Origin of the sequence: Colwellia demingiae (assembly GCF_007954275.1) — a bacterium.
Taxonomy (GTDB): domain Bacteria; phylum Pseudomonadota; class Gammaproteobacteria; order Enterobacterales; family Alteromonadaceae; genus Colwellia; species Colwellia demingiae.
In genome coordinates this window covers 58,165-75,743 of the sequence record NZ_VOLT01000013.1, presented here as the reverse complement: position 1 = coordinate 75,743, position 17,579 = coordinate 58,165, and the positions used below count along the sequence as shown (strand labels likewise).

The window sequence follows — 17,579 nt, the reverse complement described above, 5'->3', positions numbered from 1 at the left end:
GATTATTAAGAAAGAGTTATCAATTGCTTAATAGTGTTTGTTAAGCGGTTATTGATAAATAACCGCTTGTTTTAATTAAACAGTTTGAATGATAACTCATACCTGTACTTTAAAAGTAGTGGCGATACTCAAGCTTAAACTCTTGAAAGCTTTTATTATCGTGAGTATTGCTTTCAATACGATGAAAGTTAGCTGAAAGGCGTACACTGTCATTATCCCCAAGTTCTACACTTTGCTCAACACTCACTCGACTTCGCTGTGTTTGGTCAAACAAGAACTGATAATGTTCTGCATCAACTAACAACGTAGTTTTAGGCCAGTAATACAGAAAACCTAACTGTAAACCAGGTGCTACTGCAGCGTAAGTATCAAGCTTTCTATTAAATTCAAGTCGTCCTGTCGCTAATAAAAAGAGATAACTATTTTCTAATGGTTGATAGCTGACTCCGCCACCACCGGAGCCTTGGGTAACCAGTATTTCTTTATCCTTGGTCCACTGTTGTTCAAGGCTAATATTTGCTTTCCACGACCATGGTGAGAAATAGTCATTCCTTGCGGATAACGAAATAATATCAAGAAGTTCTGCTTTTTCAAGTTTCACATCCCCGCCTTCGTAAACCCTCACCATTGCATTCACCATATTCAACGACATACCCGTATAATAGCCTGATATGGGATCTAACAAATCGTGATAACTACCTCTATATTTGATTTCTGCAAAGGATTTATCAAGGTTTTGTCCTACACTAAATCCTAGCATAGCCGTTTTATGACCTAAGTCTGGTCTGTCTGGCTGTTCAATTGGTATGACTAATTTAGTTCGGTTTTCATTCAGTCGTCTAAGTAATAAAAAACTTCGACGCGTAGTTTCTTTAGGTCGCCCATTGAATGTATTTTGATAACGCAAGTAACGATAAGCGCTATCGACAATACCTTGCTGCTGTACTTTACTAAGCTTAAGGAATTCGTCGCTATTTAATACTTCAATATCCTGAGATAAAGCCAGTGCTAGTTCACTTTCTTCTGCGCTTAACATCGCTAATTGTGCTTTTAGCTCCGTCAATATTGATGGCCTATAATTTGTTTCTCTTATTAAATCAGCTTCTTGCACTACCCTTACTGTATCTAATGGCATTGCTGTCACCGGAAAATTTTTGGCTAGGTATAAGCCTGGTCTCGCAACATCAAGCAGCTCTAACAACCGAAACGAACAGTTTTCATCAAAAAAGTAATATTCAAAACTAATGCCTTGTAGCTCCCAAATATGAGCCAACATGGTATTTATTTCTTCTTGGGTTAAATCTAATTTATATTCCCAAAGGTCACGGTTTTCTAAGCGACTATATTCTTTGATTTTTTCGAAATAGGGGTTAGCCGCAAAGTATCCAGGATAACCACCGGTTAAGCCTCTTGCTGCATATAAAAAACCGCCCTCACCTTCAGGTACTGTTGCGCCAAAGTTCAATGCATAAGAAAGATAGGTTGAGTTTTGTTCAACATTATCTGGGTCAAAACGTAGAAAAGTATGACCATACATAGATGAAGGGCTATTTAATTGCGCTGAAGCAAACACTAAAACTACATTCATCGTCTTTAGAGTGCTACGCCAGTCCAGATACTCCTGGCAAACAAATGGCTCAACTTCTTTAGCAAGACCTCCAATATTTTCTAATAAAAATAATGTTCTAGCAGGAAATTTACACTGTATATCGCCTTGAGCTTTTAAGGCTTCTATTGTGGCTAATAATTCATTTTCTGGATTTTTCGCACCATCTATCGCTAAAAAGAAATTTACATCATCAACGTAGCTTTCAAGTTCATCCGCTTCAGTCTGTAGATTTATATGTAACAATGCACGCCATTGCTCGGTTTTAGCCAACTGAATAATATTTTCATGTGGTTGCGAATTAGCTTTTGAAGAGATAAAAAAAATGAGTGCTATAGATAGAAGAACTGCTTTAAATTTCATAGGTTATATTTATTAACAATAAGATTGCAATGAGTGATCGTAATGGGAACAATAGAATTAAAAAAGGCTACTTAAAGCAGCCTTTTATCATCGATAACAATTAATACTAAACAGTATATTTAGCTAAATTTTCATCATTTTTCATTAGAGAAAACATTGAGCTTACTACATGCTCAGTTGTTGCTTCTTCTGAAGGGAATAATGTATTGAAGTTGTTATGTAATGTAGATTTAAATAAAGCACGATCAGCTTCTGAAACACCTAAAGAAACGGCAACTGCAGTTAATGCCTCACCATCGCCACGAGCAACATCTTCACTAAACTCGTCCATAATCATACTAACATCAATCATTTCCTTACCGCCGTAAGTCAATGTACCTTTCGTAGAACAACCATTAGAACCGAATGACATACCAAAAGTATTGTTACCAGTTGAGTTGTTTGTAGTTGCAGCAAGAACATGGCTAGGCGTACCAGATTGACCAGCAAAAAGCATATTACCCCAACCACATGTTTGGCTACCAGGTGCATCTGCTAGTGCAGAAGTAGATATTAATAATGTTGATGCTATTAAAAGTTTTTTCATAATAAATCCCTATAAAGTTATGTTAAATAATACTTATTTAAAAAATAGAAGCCATTCCAGTCTAATACATATATTTACAAAATTCTAGCGTTAAGCTGCATATTTCCTTAAGCTATTTAGCTGTTGAAATACAAGCCCACTTGACTATTTTATTTAAATTTTTTAATCGGAAATTAGGGCCTATTGATCTTTCGAGATTGTTTTTGCAGCTATTTTTTGGATATTTATACAAGGTAGAGCCTTTGTAATGTGGTTATTCCACATAAAAAGGCGATAACGCCGTAAAAATGACCAAAAATCGCTGTCCGAAGGATTCGGCTAAAAGCGTTTTACTCTTTGTTGAGTAGTATTTGCTTAGAGTGACTAGGCTACACACCACTCGCCCCGATTAAAACGTTTTACTTTCTTTAAAAAAAGCGAACAAAATTTAACCGCGAAAGATCAACAGACCCTAGTCGTAATAAAAAAGCCTTTAACTGCGTTAAAGGCTTTAAAAATAAATATTTTTATCTAACAGCGACGAATATTATTAATCTTCTTTAAAGTCGTCATGACAACCACCACAAGTTTTACCTACGCCACCAATAGCTTTTTTAATTGCATCTTCATCGTTAGACTTTGCCGCTGCAATCAACGTAGAAGAAGCGACCGTTAACTTGTCGATATTTTTACTGAAATGTTCTGGCTCTTGCCAAATTTTTGCTAAAGCTTCTGTTTTTACATCAAACTTAGAGGTATCAGTACGAGTGTAATCTGCAATCATTAAAGATAATTGGTTTATGCGTATTGCATTTTTTTCAACAACCTTAGCATCAAGTGGAATTTTACCTTTCGCCATAGCGCCTAATGGCCCCATGTTTCCACCTAATAATTTAAACACTGATTGACGTAACTCAGTTGCATAAATAGCATGTTTTTCAGAGCTTGCCGGTTGCGCCAAACTTGTCGTTGCAACCACTAAACTGGTAGAAATTGTTAACACTAAAACACTTTTTTTCAGAAAACTCATTGATATACTCTCTATTAATAATTATTGTTTTATACATAAACCACTTGAATATAGGCCTTATGTCCGGCTAGTTTAGCCTAATGGTAAACGGCAGCAAGTAAGAACTTGTAACAAAACAATAATATTTTAAAAAACAAATAAACGCTTGTAGTTAAAGGCTTTTATAAGCCATTTACAATCTCTTTAACTAAAGGTGGTCCTTGATAAATAAAGCCAGTGTAGACTTGTACTAAACTTGCACCCGCTTCAAGTTTTTCGTTCGCGTCATCACTTGATGCTATACCGCCCACACCGATAATTGGTAATTTATTATCAAGTGCTTCACTGAGGAATTTAATTACTTGGGTACTTTTCTCTTTAACCGGTTGACCACTTAGCCCACCCTGCTCAGTGCCAAATTGAAGACCTTCAACACCTTCACGACTTAAGGTCGTATTAGTCGCAATAACGCCATCTATGCCATTATCAATTAAAGATTTAGCGATCGACTTCACTTCATCACCTGTTAAATCGGGCGCGATCTTAACAGCAAGCGGTATATACTTACCGTATTTTTCAGTAAGTACGGTCTGCTCTGCTTTCAACGCGGCCAATAGTTCATTTAATGCATCTCCATATTGCAGAGAACGTAAGCCAGGCGTGTTTGGAGAAGATATATTCACCGTGATATAAGTAGCTAAGTCATAGACTTTACGCATACAGTGAAGGTAATCATCTTTAGCATTTTCTTCAGGGGTATCTTTGTTTTTACCAATATTAATACCTAGAATACCTTTAAAGTTTGCTGCTTGTACTTGAGATACCAAGTAATCTACGCCCTTGTTATTAAAGCCCATGCGATTTATTACTGCATTAGCCTTAGGCAAACGAAAAATACGAGGTTTATCATTACCTGCTTGAGGACGTGGTGTTACCGTGCCCACTTCGACGAAACCAAAACCCATCGCATCAAAGGCATTAATACACTCACCGTTTTTATCAAGTCCTGCAGCTAAACCAACAGGATTTGGGAAATTGATGCCCATAACAGTTATTGGTTTGTCTTGCACAGTCTGCTTGTAAAAGGCATTTAACGGTGACTTCCCCGTACTCTTTAAACCCTTTATGGTTAATTCATGGATGGTTTCAGCATCAAACTGAAAAAGTACTTTACGAATGGCTGGATAAAACATAATGCCTCGGTTTGTTTACGAATAATGAAAATAAAAAATCCCCGCTAAGCGAGGATTTTATCAGTTAACTCTAACATTACAATATGCTAGCTTTGTTTGACCAAAATAAAGTTACGTCAATGTTTATTTGACGGTTATTTTGGTGATACAGGCTGGCAATTTAAGCTTAATAACATTAATTCACGTAAGGCTACTGAGAATTTAGCGAAATCATGTGACTGACCTATTTTAAAGTCAGCTAAAATATGCTTCCAGCGTTCAAGTGGTTGTTCATTAGTATCAATCCACACAGTAAGCAGCTGTTCTAAATCTGCAAATTGAGCATCACATTGACAGCGAAGAACAACCGAGGTTAACGAACGTTGTTGCCAATCTAACTCTTCTCTAAAGGAAGCACGAGCAAGTGCTTGCCAATGGTTTGCAACGGGTTGGCGAGTTATTTGGTCTAGGAACCAATGTAACTCTAAACGAGCACCAAGCTTAAAGTACAAGCTGGCAGCTTGTTCTACAGTACAACTATTTTCATGAGCTATTTCAGCAATATCCATGGTCGAGAATAAAGTGCTTAATTGAGAAACTCGTTTTGCAATAACCTTAGGAACGCCTGACTCAACTAGGTCACTCGCTACACGTTCTAAAGCTTCAATTTCTTCACCGATCATAAAGCTTGCTAACTGTTCAGATATAATAGCAAACGTTGGTTGATACAAAGTAATTGATTCTGCAATCGATAACGCCTTATTACGATGACGCAAGAACCAACGAGTTACACGTCGAACTGTTCTACGGTATTGGTATAACATTTCGGTTTGGATAGCAGTAGAAATTTGATTATCTAATACTTCTATTTGATTCCAAAACTCTCCTAACTCAAATACGGCACTGGCAATAATATAAGCATTAGCTATTTCAGCAATACTTGCACCTGTTTCTTCTTGCATGCGGTTTACAAAATTAAAGCCCATGTCGTTACCAATTTTATTGGCAAGTTTAGTTGCTATAATTTCTGCACGTAATGGATGCTGTTGCATTTCATTTTGATATTTTTCGCGTAACTGTTTAGGGAACGCTTCAATAAGTAAACTGTTATGGTAAGGGTTATCTGTAATTTCAACATGAACAAAATCATCTTTGAGAACCATTTTACTATAAGCAAGTAATACCGATAGTTCTGGACGAGTTAATCCTTTACCTTGTGCTAACCTATCAGCAATTTCTTCATCATCAGGGATAAACTCTAAACCACGGTTTAATTTACCTGCTCTTTCAAGTTCGTGAATAAAACGGACTTGTTCTTTTAATTGATTCACACCACGCATCGCTGTAATAGACAATGAATGTGTTTGGCGATAACAATCTTCAATTACAATATCACCGACTTCATCTGTCATATCAGCAAGAAGTTTATTACGTTGCTTAATGGTTAAGTCACCATTTTGTACCAAGCTATTAAGTAATATTTTAATGTTTACTTCGTTATCTGAGCAATCAACACCACCAGCATTATCAACGGCGTCAGTATTAATACGGCCACCGTTAGCAGCATACTCAATACGTCCTAATTGAGTTAAACCTAAGTTACCACCCTCACCAACAACTTTGGCTTGTAAATCACTACCGTTGATTCGTAAATTATCATTCGCTCTATCACCCACTTCTAAGTGTGATTCTTTACTACTTTTAACGTAAGTACCAATACCACCGTTCCAAAGTAAATCAACTTTCATTTTAAGTAACGCTTGCATCAAATCAGTAGGCGCCATGCTCTGTTTTTGCGTACCAATCATTTTCTTAATTTCAGGAGTAAGCTTGATAGATTTAACATGACGGCTGAAAATGCCACCGCCTTTAGAAATCAGCTCTTTGTTGTAATCTTCCCACGTACAACCAGCTAGATTAAATAAGCGTTCACGTTCTACATACGAACTAGCAGCTTCAGGGCTTGGGTCAATGAAAATATGCATGTGGTTAAATGCAGCTTGTAAACGAATATGCTTTGATAACAACATACCATTACCAAATACATCACCCGCCATATCGCCAATAGCAATACAGGTAAAATCAGAACTTTGACAATCAATATCCATTTCTCTGAAATGACGTTTTACTGACTCCCACGCACCCTTGGCTGTAATACCCATAGCTTTATGGTCATAACCAACACTACCACCTGAGGCAAATGCATCACCCAACCAGAAGTTATATTCATCAGATATAGCATTAGCAACATCGGAGAAAGTTGCTGTGCCTTTGTCCGCGGCAACAACTAAGTAAGCATCATCTTCATCTAAACGAACTACGTCTTTCGGCGGAACAATTTCACCACCAACAATATTATCGGTAATATCTAATAAGGCACGAATAAAGGTGCGGTAACACTCTTTACCTGCTTCAAAGATTTCTTGACGAGAACCATTAGGTAGTTGTTTACAAACAAAACCACCTTTAGCACCAACAGGAACAATTACACTGTTTTTAACTTGTTGTGCTTTAACTAAACCCAGTACTTCAGTACGGAAATCTTCACTTCTATCTGACCAACGTAAACCACCACGAGCAACCTTACCACCGCGTAAATGTACACCTTCAATTTGTGGAGAATAGACAAAAATTTCAAATTTTGGTACTGGCTGAGGCATTTCACTTATTTGCTCAGGCAGTATTTTAAATGAAATGTATGACTTATCACCTTTAACAGGATCTGCTTGAAAATAGTTAGTACGGATAGTGGCATTAATCATTTCAACAAAACGACGAATTATGCGGTCATCATCTAAGTTAGCAACGTTATCAAGTGAACTTTCAATTTCAGCTAATAATTTGTTCGTTGTTTTTTCTTTAGCAATTGCTGTTGATTTACTTTTTGGATCAAAGCGTACGGTAAATAAGGTGATCAGTAGTTCAGCAATTTCTGGATAACGTGAGAAAGTATTTTCGATGTAACTTTGACTAAATCGACCAGCAATCTGACGATCATATTTAGCATAAGCACGTAAAATGGAAACCGCTCGACCTTCAATACCAGCACCTAAAATAAGACGGTTAAAACCATCATCTTCTAAATCACCATGCCATACTTTAGCAAAAGCATCTTGGAAAAGGGTTCTAACTTTATAGACATCAAACTTACCTTCACCGGTTAGATACATTGAAAAATCTAAAATCCAGCTAGCTTCATCTTCTGTTGTTTTAATCGCATATGGTCTTTCACCAATAACACGTAAACCAAAGTTTTCTAACATTGGTAACACATCACTTAAGTGAATTGGTTCGCCTTTATGGAATAATTTTAATTTTACAAAACGACTATCAGGCTTCTCTTCAAGTGGTTGATAAAAAAGCATTTCCAATTCATTATCAGCACTGATATTTTCAAGCTTTTCAATATCTACAATGGCTGATCCTGGTAACACTTCATCTTTATAAGCTTGTGGAAATTTAACATACTTACGACTTAATGCTTTCGCTGCAGCTTCACCGCGATTAGCGCCTAAAGCACTGACTAATTTATCGTCCCAGTTACGAGCTGCTTCATTTAAGTTCTTTTCAATTTCTTTCACGTCTATATCTGCTTTCGTTGAGTTCACTCGAACAATGTAATGGGTTCTCGCATGAACCGATTCTGAGAAGAAGGTAGTGAATTCAACTTCTTCATTACTATTAAACACTTCTTGTAATAATTTTTGCGTGTCCATACGTAACTGAGTGTTATAACGTTCTCTTGGTACATAAACCATGCAAGAGTAGAAGCGGTCAAAAGTATCGCGACGAACAAATAACCCCGTATAATCTCGTTCCTGCATCTGTAAGATACCGGTGACGTTATGTAGTAGCTCTTCTACAGAAGATTGTAATATTTCATCTCTTGGGTAAGTTTCTAATATATTGATTAGTGCTTTATAGTTATGAGTACCTTTTGCAAAAGGAGATGCTTTGCAAACGGACATTACTTTAGAGTTGATAAAGGGTAAATCTAGTGCACTATTGGTGTAATAAGCAGAGCCGAAAAGCCCGATAAAGCGTTCTTCACCAACAACATTGCCTTTGTCATCAAAACGTTTAACACCAATATAATCTAACTGGGCCGGACGATGAACACGTGAGCTAGAATTAGTTTTAGTTAAAATAAGATGATTTTGATCTAATGCTACTTTACGCCCGGTTTCACTTAAGCTTGATACTAAGCGAGACTTTGAACCTTGCGAGTTTTTCATTAAACCAAGACTTGATTCAACATTCGCTTCTAAAGAAATATCTCCCTTAACAGCTCTAACATCGTATGAACGATAACCCATTAGGGTAAAATTATTCTGAGAAATCCAGTTTAAGAAACTTAAGGTATCCTCTTTATCCGTTTTGAGTCCTGGATATTTACCTTTCTTAACATCAGCAATAACCTTGTTTAAACAAGTTAACATGGGTTTCCAATCACTGACCGTTAAACGAATGTCTTCTACAACAGAAAGCAAGGCAGTTTTGATCGCGTCTAACTCGTCTTGACTTGATTGACTGTCAATTTCGATTAAAAAAACTGTCTCTTCTGAGCTCGCTTTTACTTTACTGTCAACAATAGGTGCTAATTCAATTACCTCGTGCTTTTTATCACGCGTAATTTTAAGGGGAGCATTTAACATTAAATGCGGCGATACGCCTAATCGATTTAAGGCTATGCGGATAGAATCTACTAAAAATGGCATATCCTGAATTATCACTTCAATTATAGTATGGCTAGATTTCCAACCATTTCTACTTACCGAAGGATTAAAAACATGAATAACAGGAGCATCATCTTTATGCTCATTAAGTGAACTCCATAAACTTAGCACCGCACCATACATATCACTTTCATTACGATGATCGAGGTCTAGAGAAGACATATTTCCATAAAGTAAATGGGCAAACTGCTCTACTAATGGAGCTGTTTTGTCATTTACTTTTTGTTGGATAAGTTGTGCAACATTGCTAAGTATAACCGAGGGTGAACCGTTTACTAACGCCATGGATGTTCCCTTTTAAAAAAGCTTGAATAATTGATTTTTGGTTTTGATAAAGTTTATGCTTTCAACGAAAGCAGTCATAAGAATAACCTTTATACTTTATATTTTTGTATATTGTCTATCAGAATAGACTATCCATCGAATTTTATGAATAAATTTAGGCTTTTGCGAGTGTTTTTTTGTATTTTAGTTAGTTAATTCTTAAGCGTAGAAGCAGTAAACGAACCGTTTATTTTACAGTTAACTATGTTTATTCAGTTATGATAAATAGATACTGGTTAAACGGCTTTTTTATTGTTTATTTATGCAATATCCCCAAGTATTTTTTATTTAATTTTAGTCAAAAAAAAGCACTTAATTATACGGTTAAGTATTTAATTAAGTGCTTATTATCGTTTAAAGTAAAATTTTAAATTATAAGCGCTGCTATTTAACAACTTCATGACCAAATTTTATATTAACAATGTTACCTTATACGAAAAACTATTCAGCAACATTTATTGTTTTTTATCATTCCCTTTATCTGACCATAAAAAGGCAGAGAGTGCAGGTAAAATAATAATAGCAGCCAACATATTAACCAAAAACATAAAGGTTAGTAATATTCCCATATCGACTTGAAACTTCAAATATGAGAAAAACCAAGTCGACACACCAATAGCTAAAGTTAAGCCGGTAATAAGAACGGCACTACCACGCTCTTTTAATGCCTCAAGGTATGCATCATGGACATTCATCCCCTCTTTCAACTTAGTACTCATGGTAGACAATATATAGATACCATAATCGACACCAATACCAACACCTAAGGCAATAACAGGTAAAGTAGATACGGTTAATCCAATATCAAGTGCAGTCATTAACCACTGAGCTAGCGTAGAAACCACATATAAAGGTAATACAACGACTAACGTTGCTCTGACGCTTCTAAAGCTAATTAAGCACAATGCAATTACAGCACCGTAAACATAAAGCATCATAGGTAATTGCGCTTCTGCAACTGCTTCGTTCGTTGCAGCCATAACACCAACTGGCCCAGAGGCTAGCTTGAATTGAACTTTTTCACTACCCAACTCTTTAGCGGTAGCTTTAACCGCTTCAATGACAGTGTTAATCGTATCTGCTTTATGATCTTCTAAGAATAAAATCACTGGCATAACACTACAATCACTATTAAGAAGACCGCTAGAAGATGGCACCCGTGCAATTGACTGTACTAACGTTTGCTGATTACGTGGAATAACTCGCCATTTTGGATTGCCTTCGTTGTAACCCGCGTTCACAATTTTAGATATAGAGGATAAGCTTACCGCTGATTGCACACCCGCAACATTTTCCATCTGCCATTGAAAGCGGTCTATCGTTGACATGGTGTCGTAATAAGTACATGCATCAGGGCTTGTCTCGATAATTACCGACATATAATCAACACTTATTGCATACCTATCAGTAATTAAGAAAGTATCTTGGTTATAACGTGAAGATTCATGTAACGCCGGAGCACCCGAATGTAATTCACCAATTTTCAAACCTTGGCCTTGGTAAAAACCAACAACGAATAAAATAGCAGTAAAGAACAATATTATTCTTGCAGGACCTTTACTGGCGAAACTCGCCATAAAGTTCCACACAGCACTTTGTTCACTTAACTGACCAACTTTCGCACTCACTTTTATTTTGGTAAATGAAAGTAATACCGGCAATAAAATAAGGTTAGTTAAAATAATCATCGCGACACCTATCGAAGCGGTGATAGCCAGTTCTTTGATAATACCAATATCAATAGAGAGAAGCGTTAAAAAACCAACCGTATCGGAGAGTAATGCTACACCGCCAGGAATCAACAATGCTCTAAAACTTGCTTGAGCTGCTGAAGCAGGAGTTAAACCAGTTGCTACTTTTTTAACTACCGAATTTATCATTTGTACGCCATGACTCACACCAATGGCAAAGACTAAAAAGGGAATTAATATCGACATAGGATCAAGACCGAAGCCAAGGCTTGATAACATGCCCATTTGCCAGACAACAGCAACTAAAGAACAAAGAATAGGTAAAATTGTTAAACGAATTGAATGACAAAAGATGTAGACCATCACTGCGGTAATGGCTATTGCCAAGGCAAAAAATAATACTACACCCTTAGCACCTTCAGCAACATCGCCAACCATTTTGGCAAATCCAATTATATGTACACTGATATTATCGCGTTCAAATTCTTGACGAACTTCTTGTTCTAGTTTTTCTGCTATTTCAAGCGTATCTAATTTTTCACCTGTATCAGGATTAAATTCTAATAAAGCCGCTTTGACCATGGCACAACTGTAATCGTCAGCAACAATACTACCGACAATACCCGCTTTCTCTATATTACTCTTGACAACGCCAAGGCCTTTTTCTGTGGGTTGAAAGTCTGCGGGGATAACTGGACCACCGGCAAATCCATCCTCAACGACCTCAACAAAACGAGTGCTAGGCGAGAACAGAGATTTTACTTGGATTCTATCAACACCAGGAATGAAAAATAATTTATCGTGTACACCTTTAAGGGCGTTAAAGAAATCGGCGTTGAAAATATCGCCATTACTATCACAGACAGAGATAAGAATATTATTAGCACCACCAAAGTTTGTCCTATGTTTCAAATAGGTTTTCATGTAACTGTGGTTTAGCGGTATATTTTTAGTAAACGAAGCATCGAGTCTAATTTGTGTTGCTTGGAAGAGAAAAAAAGCACTGGTGATAATGAATAACATTAGCACAAGGAGTTTATGACGAAATAGGCCTACTTCAATACGGTTAGCCAGAGAAATTTTCATATTAATACATTCCGAACTTTATTAAATTTATAATGTTTTGTGTGTTTTACGAAATTGCAATTATTGTTGCGATAGATCAACTACCTTTATACCAACATCAGAGACTGCAATTAACTTACCTTTAAACCACACACCCGCGATTAGCGTTTTTCCATCTTGCTGAGGTCTTTTACTAAAACTTTCACCATCGTCGGTGCTAATAAGCAACATACCATTGTTTCCTAGAATGAAAATACGCTCATCATTAGCAAAAACAATATCATTTAATAATGCAGTGGTATTTGTGGGGATTTCATCCCATTGCGAACCATTATTCAGGCTACGAAAAACATGACCACGAAGGCCCACGACTAAAACATTACCCGTTTGTGTTCGCGCCAAGGAGAAAAAAGACCCTTGGTAAAAATTATCAAATTGTTGCCAAGTCAGTCCAAAATCATCACTTCTTGCCAATAATCCTGTTTCACCTAATAAGAACAAACTGTCTCCGTCTTGAACCAAACCATTAAAGTGCGGCAAAATGAAGGTAATCTCGTCTAGGTAGGCGGCTTCATCTTCAGCCTTTAATTCATTCAGATATTCAACATCATCAGCTAACAACATCTCTTGATGAAATTCGTTTTTCCAAGTGATACCACCATCATTGCTGCGAAAAACCTGACCATAAGCACCAACAGCGATCCCCTGCTGAGGGTTTTTAAAATAAATATCAAAAAGGGGCTTTTCCAATAAAGGTAAATATTGTTGAACTTGCCAATTGAGCCCACCATCTTGGCTGTGTAATATCGTTGCATCGTGACCAACAGCCCAACCTAGCTGATCATTTAAAAAGAACACATTGGTTAAGGTAACCTGTACAGGCACATTGGCTTGTTGCCATTTTTCACCATCGTTAGAGAGTAAAATATGCCCATGTTGACCGACCGTTATTAGCTTTTCTTGACCAATAAGAGAAATGTCTAATAATAGTGATTTACTTGCTAATGGAGACTCTATTGCTGGAGTTGGGATGGCGATAGTTGACGCTGTATTATCAGCAAAAACAGGAGAAATGGAGATAAAATATATAACTGCAAAAGCAACTAATAAACGCATAACAACACTCTTTTGACTTTTCTAATGATAAAAATATATATAGAACAAAATTAAGTTAAATTAACATAAGTGCTAAATTAGCACTAAAAAAAACGGCTAACATCTGTCAGCCGTTTTCATGTTACTGATTATCTACGACCTTCTCGTCTTAACGCAGCGGGAGTAAAATCTCGCTCATTAAGCTTCTTAGAGAAGTCATACATTTTAGCTTCGTTATCTAACCCTATTGCTATATAACGACGTGATTGAAGATCATGAAACACATCAAGCGTTGACCAAAGCGTGGGTACATCATAATAATTGATAGCATGTGCTACACCTACACGATAAAGCTCATCACGGTTATCATAAATATCAGTGACGGCTACTTGCCAACTATCTTCATCGATATAAAAAACACGCTTCTTGTATATATGACGAGTATTTTCTTTAAGGTTTGCTTCAACTACCCACACACGATGCTTTTCATACCGCACTAAGTCGGGGTTAATATGCCCTGCCTGTAGAATATCTTCATACTTAACTTTATCACTATGAAGTCTATAGTCGTTGTAAGGGATCAATAATTCTTGCTTGCCTTTTAACGTCCAATTATAACGATTTGGTGCGCCATTATACATATCAAAATCATCTGTGGTTCTTAAACCATCTGACGCTGTACCTGGTGCATCATAAGCCACATTCGGCGCACGACGTACACGACGCTGACCGGTATTATAAGTCCAGGCTTGTCTCGGTGTTTTGATTTGATCCATAGTTTCATGAACTAATAAAGCAGTACCTGCTAGACGAGCAGGCTCAGTTAATTTTTGTTTGAATTTAAACAAAATATTAGTTTTTTCAAGCTCCTCTGGTGAGGCACCTTGAGCACTGTATGGTAATAATAATGTTTCATTTAAACCAACATAAGTAAAACTACCTGATGCTGTTGGTGCTGCTTGACCCGCTTGACGAGTAACACTTTCACCACGATAGCGTAATGTGTGGTTCCAAATAGCTTCTAGACCATTTGCTGGTACCGGAAAAGGAATACCGACAGCAGCTTGCTTAATACCATTACCTTCTTTAACTAATTCTGAACGTGTAGCATTATCTTTAACAGCCTGATAAACATGTTCTGGATATGAAGCACTACGATGTGTTTGATAAACATTCATTTTGTAGGTATCAGGATAAGTCTCAAATAACTTAATTTGTCCTGGTGTTAACAACGTTTTGTAATCTGCAAGATTACTCGCTGTAATCGTAAATTGAATCTTGTCTGTTGGATAAGGATCAATATGATGATCGCCCGGAGTATATCCTGCAGGTGGCTTAGTAATACCGCCAGTCCATTCAGGAATCGAACCATCTTCATTGGCAGCACGTGTTGCACCTAATGGAGTTAACTCCGACGACAACGTTGCTGCTTGATCGGCTGGTATTTTAGCTAAAGCACCTGCCGATAAGACCATAGAGATGGTCAATGATAATAGTTTGACTCTATTCATGTTATTTCTCATGATTTATGCCTTAAATTAGATTGAATATTTTACGCTGAAAGAAACATAGTCGTGATCTTCCATCTTATTAGTCGTGCCAACACCACCGAAGAAGCTGTTATAGTTCAAATCTGCTGACCAACGACTTTGATAATCAAAGGTTACTCCAAGCGCCATTGACTTTCTGCCTTCAATAAACATAAACAATGGGTCAGGTGTTATACCACTAACATCGTGGGAAAATACAACACGTGGCGCTATGTTGATGCCAGCGATAACGTTGGTATATTCAAATTTAGCGATTGCACGGTAACCCCAAGCGAATTCGGTTGGGAATGGGTTAGTTTCAACACCATCTTGTAAAGCTTTGTTTAAACCTGGAGCACCATTACTAACACCACCACTGCGCGCGGTGCCTGGGCCATTTAAACGTAATTCACTTTGCTCAGGCATATCATTAATATTGATACCACCTACTTCAATGAGTCCTACCACTTGACTGGCACCAAAAGTTGGTCCAAACAGATGTGTTAAGGTCATTTGTGCTTGCATAGTATCAGAGAGAATATAACCATTTGCTCTTTCACCAGGACCGAAAGGATTACCATCAGCATTAACCATTTGCGAAACACCATTTAGCGCGGCGCCCGCAGGGTTTCCTGAATTATAAACTTGCTGAGGAACTGCAGCAAATAGTAGTTCAACATCATCAATTTGCAACGGCTCATCTTGACGATAACTTACTTCACCGGCAAAGGCTGTTGTACCCAAGGTTGTGTTAAAACTCATTGCGTACATTTTAATGTCTTCTACATAGTCTAACTCAACACGAGAAAAACTATTTAAGTCAGTATAGTTATCTTCGTTAATTTGATTTTTTGTCAGATAACCAAGATCTCCCCCTACTGACGTAGCACTATAATCTGCGGTAACGCCTGAAAATATAGGTCGACGACTATGGTAATTAACATGATACAAACTTATTTCGGTATCATTAAGTTCAGGTAAAAACCAAGATAAACGCAAACCATATTGGCCGCCATCATCCGGTTCATTTTCAGCCTTAGAACCAGGAGCTCTTAAGGTAAGGTTAGTAGCATAAGCACCATACATACCTCCAGCTTGAGCCTGAGCTTTTGCTATAGTTGCAGGGTCACCGGTTGCTAACGCTGCTCGAACTACATCTCCAATTTCATTTAGACCCGCTATTAGATAATCTAAATTCATATCAGGATTGCCACCAAAACCGAGTTGAACATTGTTGTACTGACCGCCGTCACCGGCAAAATCGTTGGTAGAAAAATAACTACCTGGTGGTGGTAAAATTGTTTTTTCCCAAGAGTATTGGTAAAACATCTCAACGTTAAAGTTATCCGTAACACCTAAAGACGCCCACAAGGCACCAAAAGGTATAAAAGCTTCTTTTACTTCAGCGCCTGGCGCACGTAAACGGGCAACATCAACCGGGTTTATCTCACTGATGCCGTGAGAAATTAACGTACTTTCACCCCAGCTAATTACTTGATCACCAAGACGTACTGAGAAAGGCATTTCACCGATTTCAAAATCGCCATAAACATAGGCATCAAGTAAGCGAACATCTTTACAAACTTGCTCTTGCGCTTCACCATCACGACACGGGTCGAATACATTACCGGTAAGTGCATTAGATGATGCTCTATCATCATCCATCATGGCATAATCATAAAAATACATACCACGAACAAAAACACCAACATTTTGATAGTGGATATCTAATTCATGAACACCTTTAAATATCTTTGAGAAACTTTCACCGGCATCGTAATTTAAATTACCGTTATCGCCATTGGTAGAATAACCACCAGCACCTTTCCAAACATCTTCTTTAACTGGGTTTGGGGCATAGACCTTATAATTTCCGAAATCGATGCCACTATTGGCATTGTTAGACTTACCTATATTGTCATTCCAGTTTCTATCTTCTGTTCGCCAGCTTGAGCCGAGACTAAAAGTAGAATCAAAACTGATCTCTACATCACCGAGCTCCCATCTTGCTGCTTGAGCAGTATTAACCATTGAGGTTAACAACGACATTGAAAGCGCGGCAGCAATACCTACAGCTAAAGGTTTTTTGGCAAAGCCATGTTGAGGCTTGTTTTTCATCTATTCTCTCCCCTGTTCAGAACATGATGCTAAAAGATAAAATATCACCGAAAGTTCATCTACATTAATGTAATCAAAAGTTAGTTCTTGTTATATTATTTATCTAACGACAGCAATAATTACATCATTTGACTTAGGTAGCAAGCGTAAACATACGAGTTAAAGCGCTATATTTTAATGACTTGCATTCAACTAAATGCTCGCTTTAATGCATTGTTTTAAACGAGCGTTTGAAAATTAAATATTACAATACTAGGTTTGTTTTATAAGCTCATGAAATAACGATTATTTGTTTAAGTTACGATT

General features: G+C 37.3%; 9 protein-coding genes and 1 pseudogene. All 10 read right to left on the bottom strand.

The features are described from left to right. Positions 1-109: 109 nt before the first annotated feature. Complete coding sequence (locus ESZ36_RS19860; RefSeq protein ID WP_146791094.1) at positions 110-1,969, bottom strand: Lnb N-terminal periplasmic domain-containing protein; 1,860 nt, start codon at positions 1,967-1,969, stop codon at positions 110-112. A 106-nt stretch (positions 1,970-2,075) separates the two neighbouring features. Then, positions 2,076-2,555 carry a DUF3015 family protein gene (locus tag ESZ36_RS19855; RefSeq protein ID WP_146791092.1) on the bottom strand — a complete coding sequence of 160 codons (480 nt, stop codon included), beginning with the start codon at positions 2,553-2,555 and terminating at the stop codon, positions 2,076-2,078. Between the two features lie 112 nt (positions 2,556-2,667). Next, a pseudogene (locus ESZ36_RS23000) lies at positions 2,668-2,931 on the bottom strand (hypothetical protein). A 153-nt stretch (positions 2,932-3,084) separates the two neighbouring features. Beyond that, positions 3,085-3,564 carry a c-type cytochrome gene (locus tag ESZ36_RS19845; RefSeq protein ID WP_146791090.1) on the bottom strand — a complete coding sequence of 160 codons (480 nt, stop codon included), beginning with the start codon at positions 3,562-3,564 and terminating at the stop codon, positions 3,085-3,087. Positions 3,565-3,725: 161 nt separating this feature from the next. Beyond that, positions 3,726-4,736: a quinone-dependent dihydroorotate dehydrogenase gene (gene pyrD / locus ESZ36_RS19840; RefSeq protein ID WP_146791088.1), complete on the bottom strand. Its 1,011-nt coding sequence runs from the start codon at positions 4,734-4,736 to the stop codon at positions 3,726-3,728. 134 nt (positions 4,737-4,870) lie between these two features. Next, positions 4,871-9,736 carry an NAD-glutamate dehydrogenase gene (locus ESZ36_RS19835; protein ID WP_146791086.1) on the bottom strand — a complete coding sequence of 1,622 codons (4,866 nt, stop codon included), beginning with the start codon at positions 9,734-9,736 and terminating at the stop codon, positions 4,871-4,873. Positions 9,737-10,230: 494 nt separating this feature from the next. Next, a complete protein-coding gene (locus ESZ36_RS19830; protein ID WP_146791084.1) occupies positions 10,231-12,552 on the bottom strand; it encodes an efflux RND transporter permease subunit in 2,322 nt (773 codons plus the stop codon). Between the two features lie 60 nt (positions 12,553-12,612). Further along, positions 12,613-13,647: a WD40/YVTN/BNR-like repeat-containing protein gene (locus tag ESZ36_RS19825; protein ID WP_146791083.1), complete on the bottom strand. Its 1,035-nt coding sequence runs from the start codon at positions 13,645-13,647 to the stop codon at positions 12,613-12,615. A 128-nt stretch (positions 13,648-13,775) separates the two neighbouring features. Beyond that, the gene (locus ESZ36_RS19820; protein ID WP_146791173.1) at positions 13,776-15,137 is read right to left on the bottom strand and encodes a DUF1329 domain-containing protein; all 1,362 of its coding nucleotides are present in this window, start codon (positions 15,135-15,137) and stop codon (positions 13,776-13,778) included. A gap of 27 nt (positions 15,138-15,164) precedes the next feature. Beyond that, on the bottom strand, positions 15,165-17,273 hold the full coding sequence (locus ESZ36_RS19815; protein ID WP_146791081.1) for a DUF1302 domain-containing protein: 2,109 nt from the start codon (positions 17,271-17,273) through the stop codon (positions 15,165-15,167). Positions 17,274-17,579 lie beyond the last annotated feature (306 nt).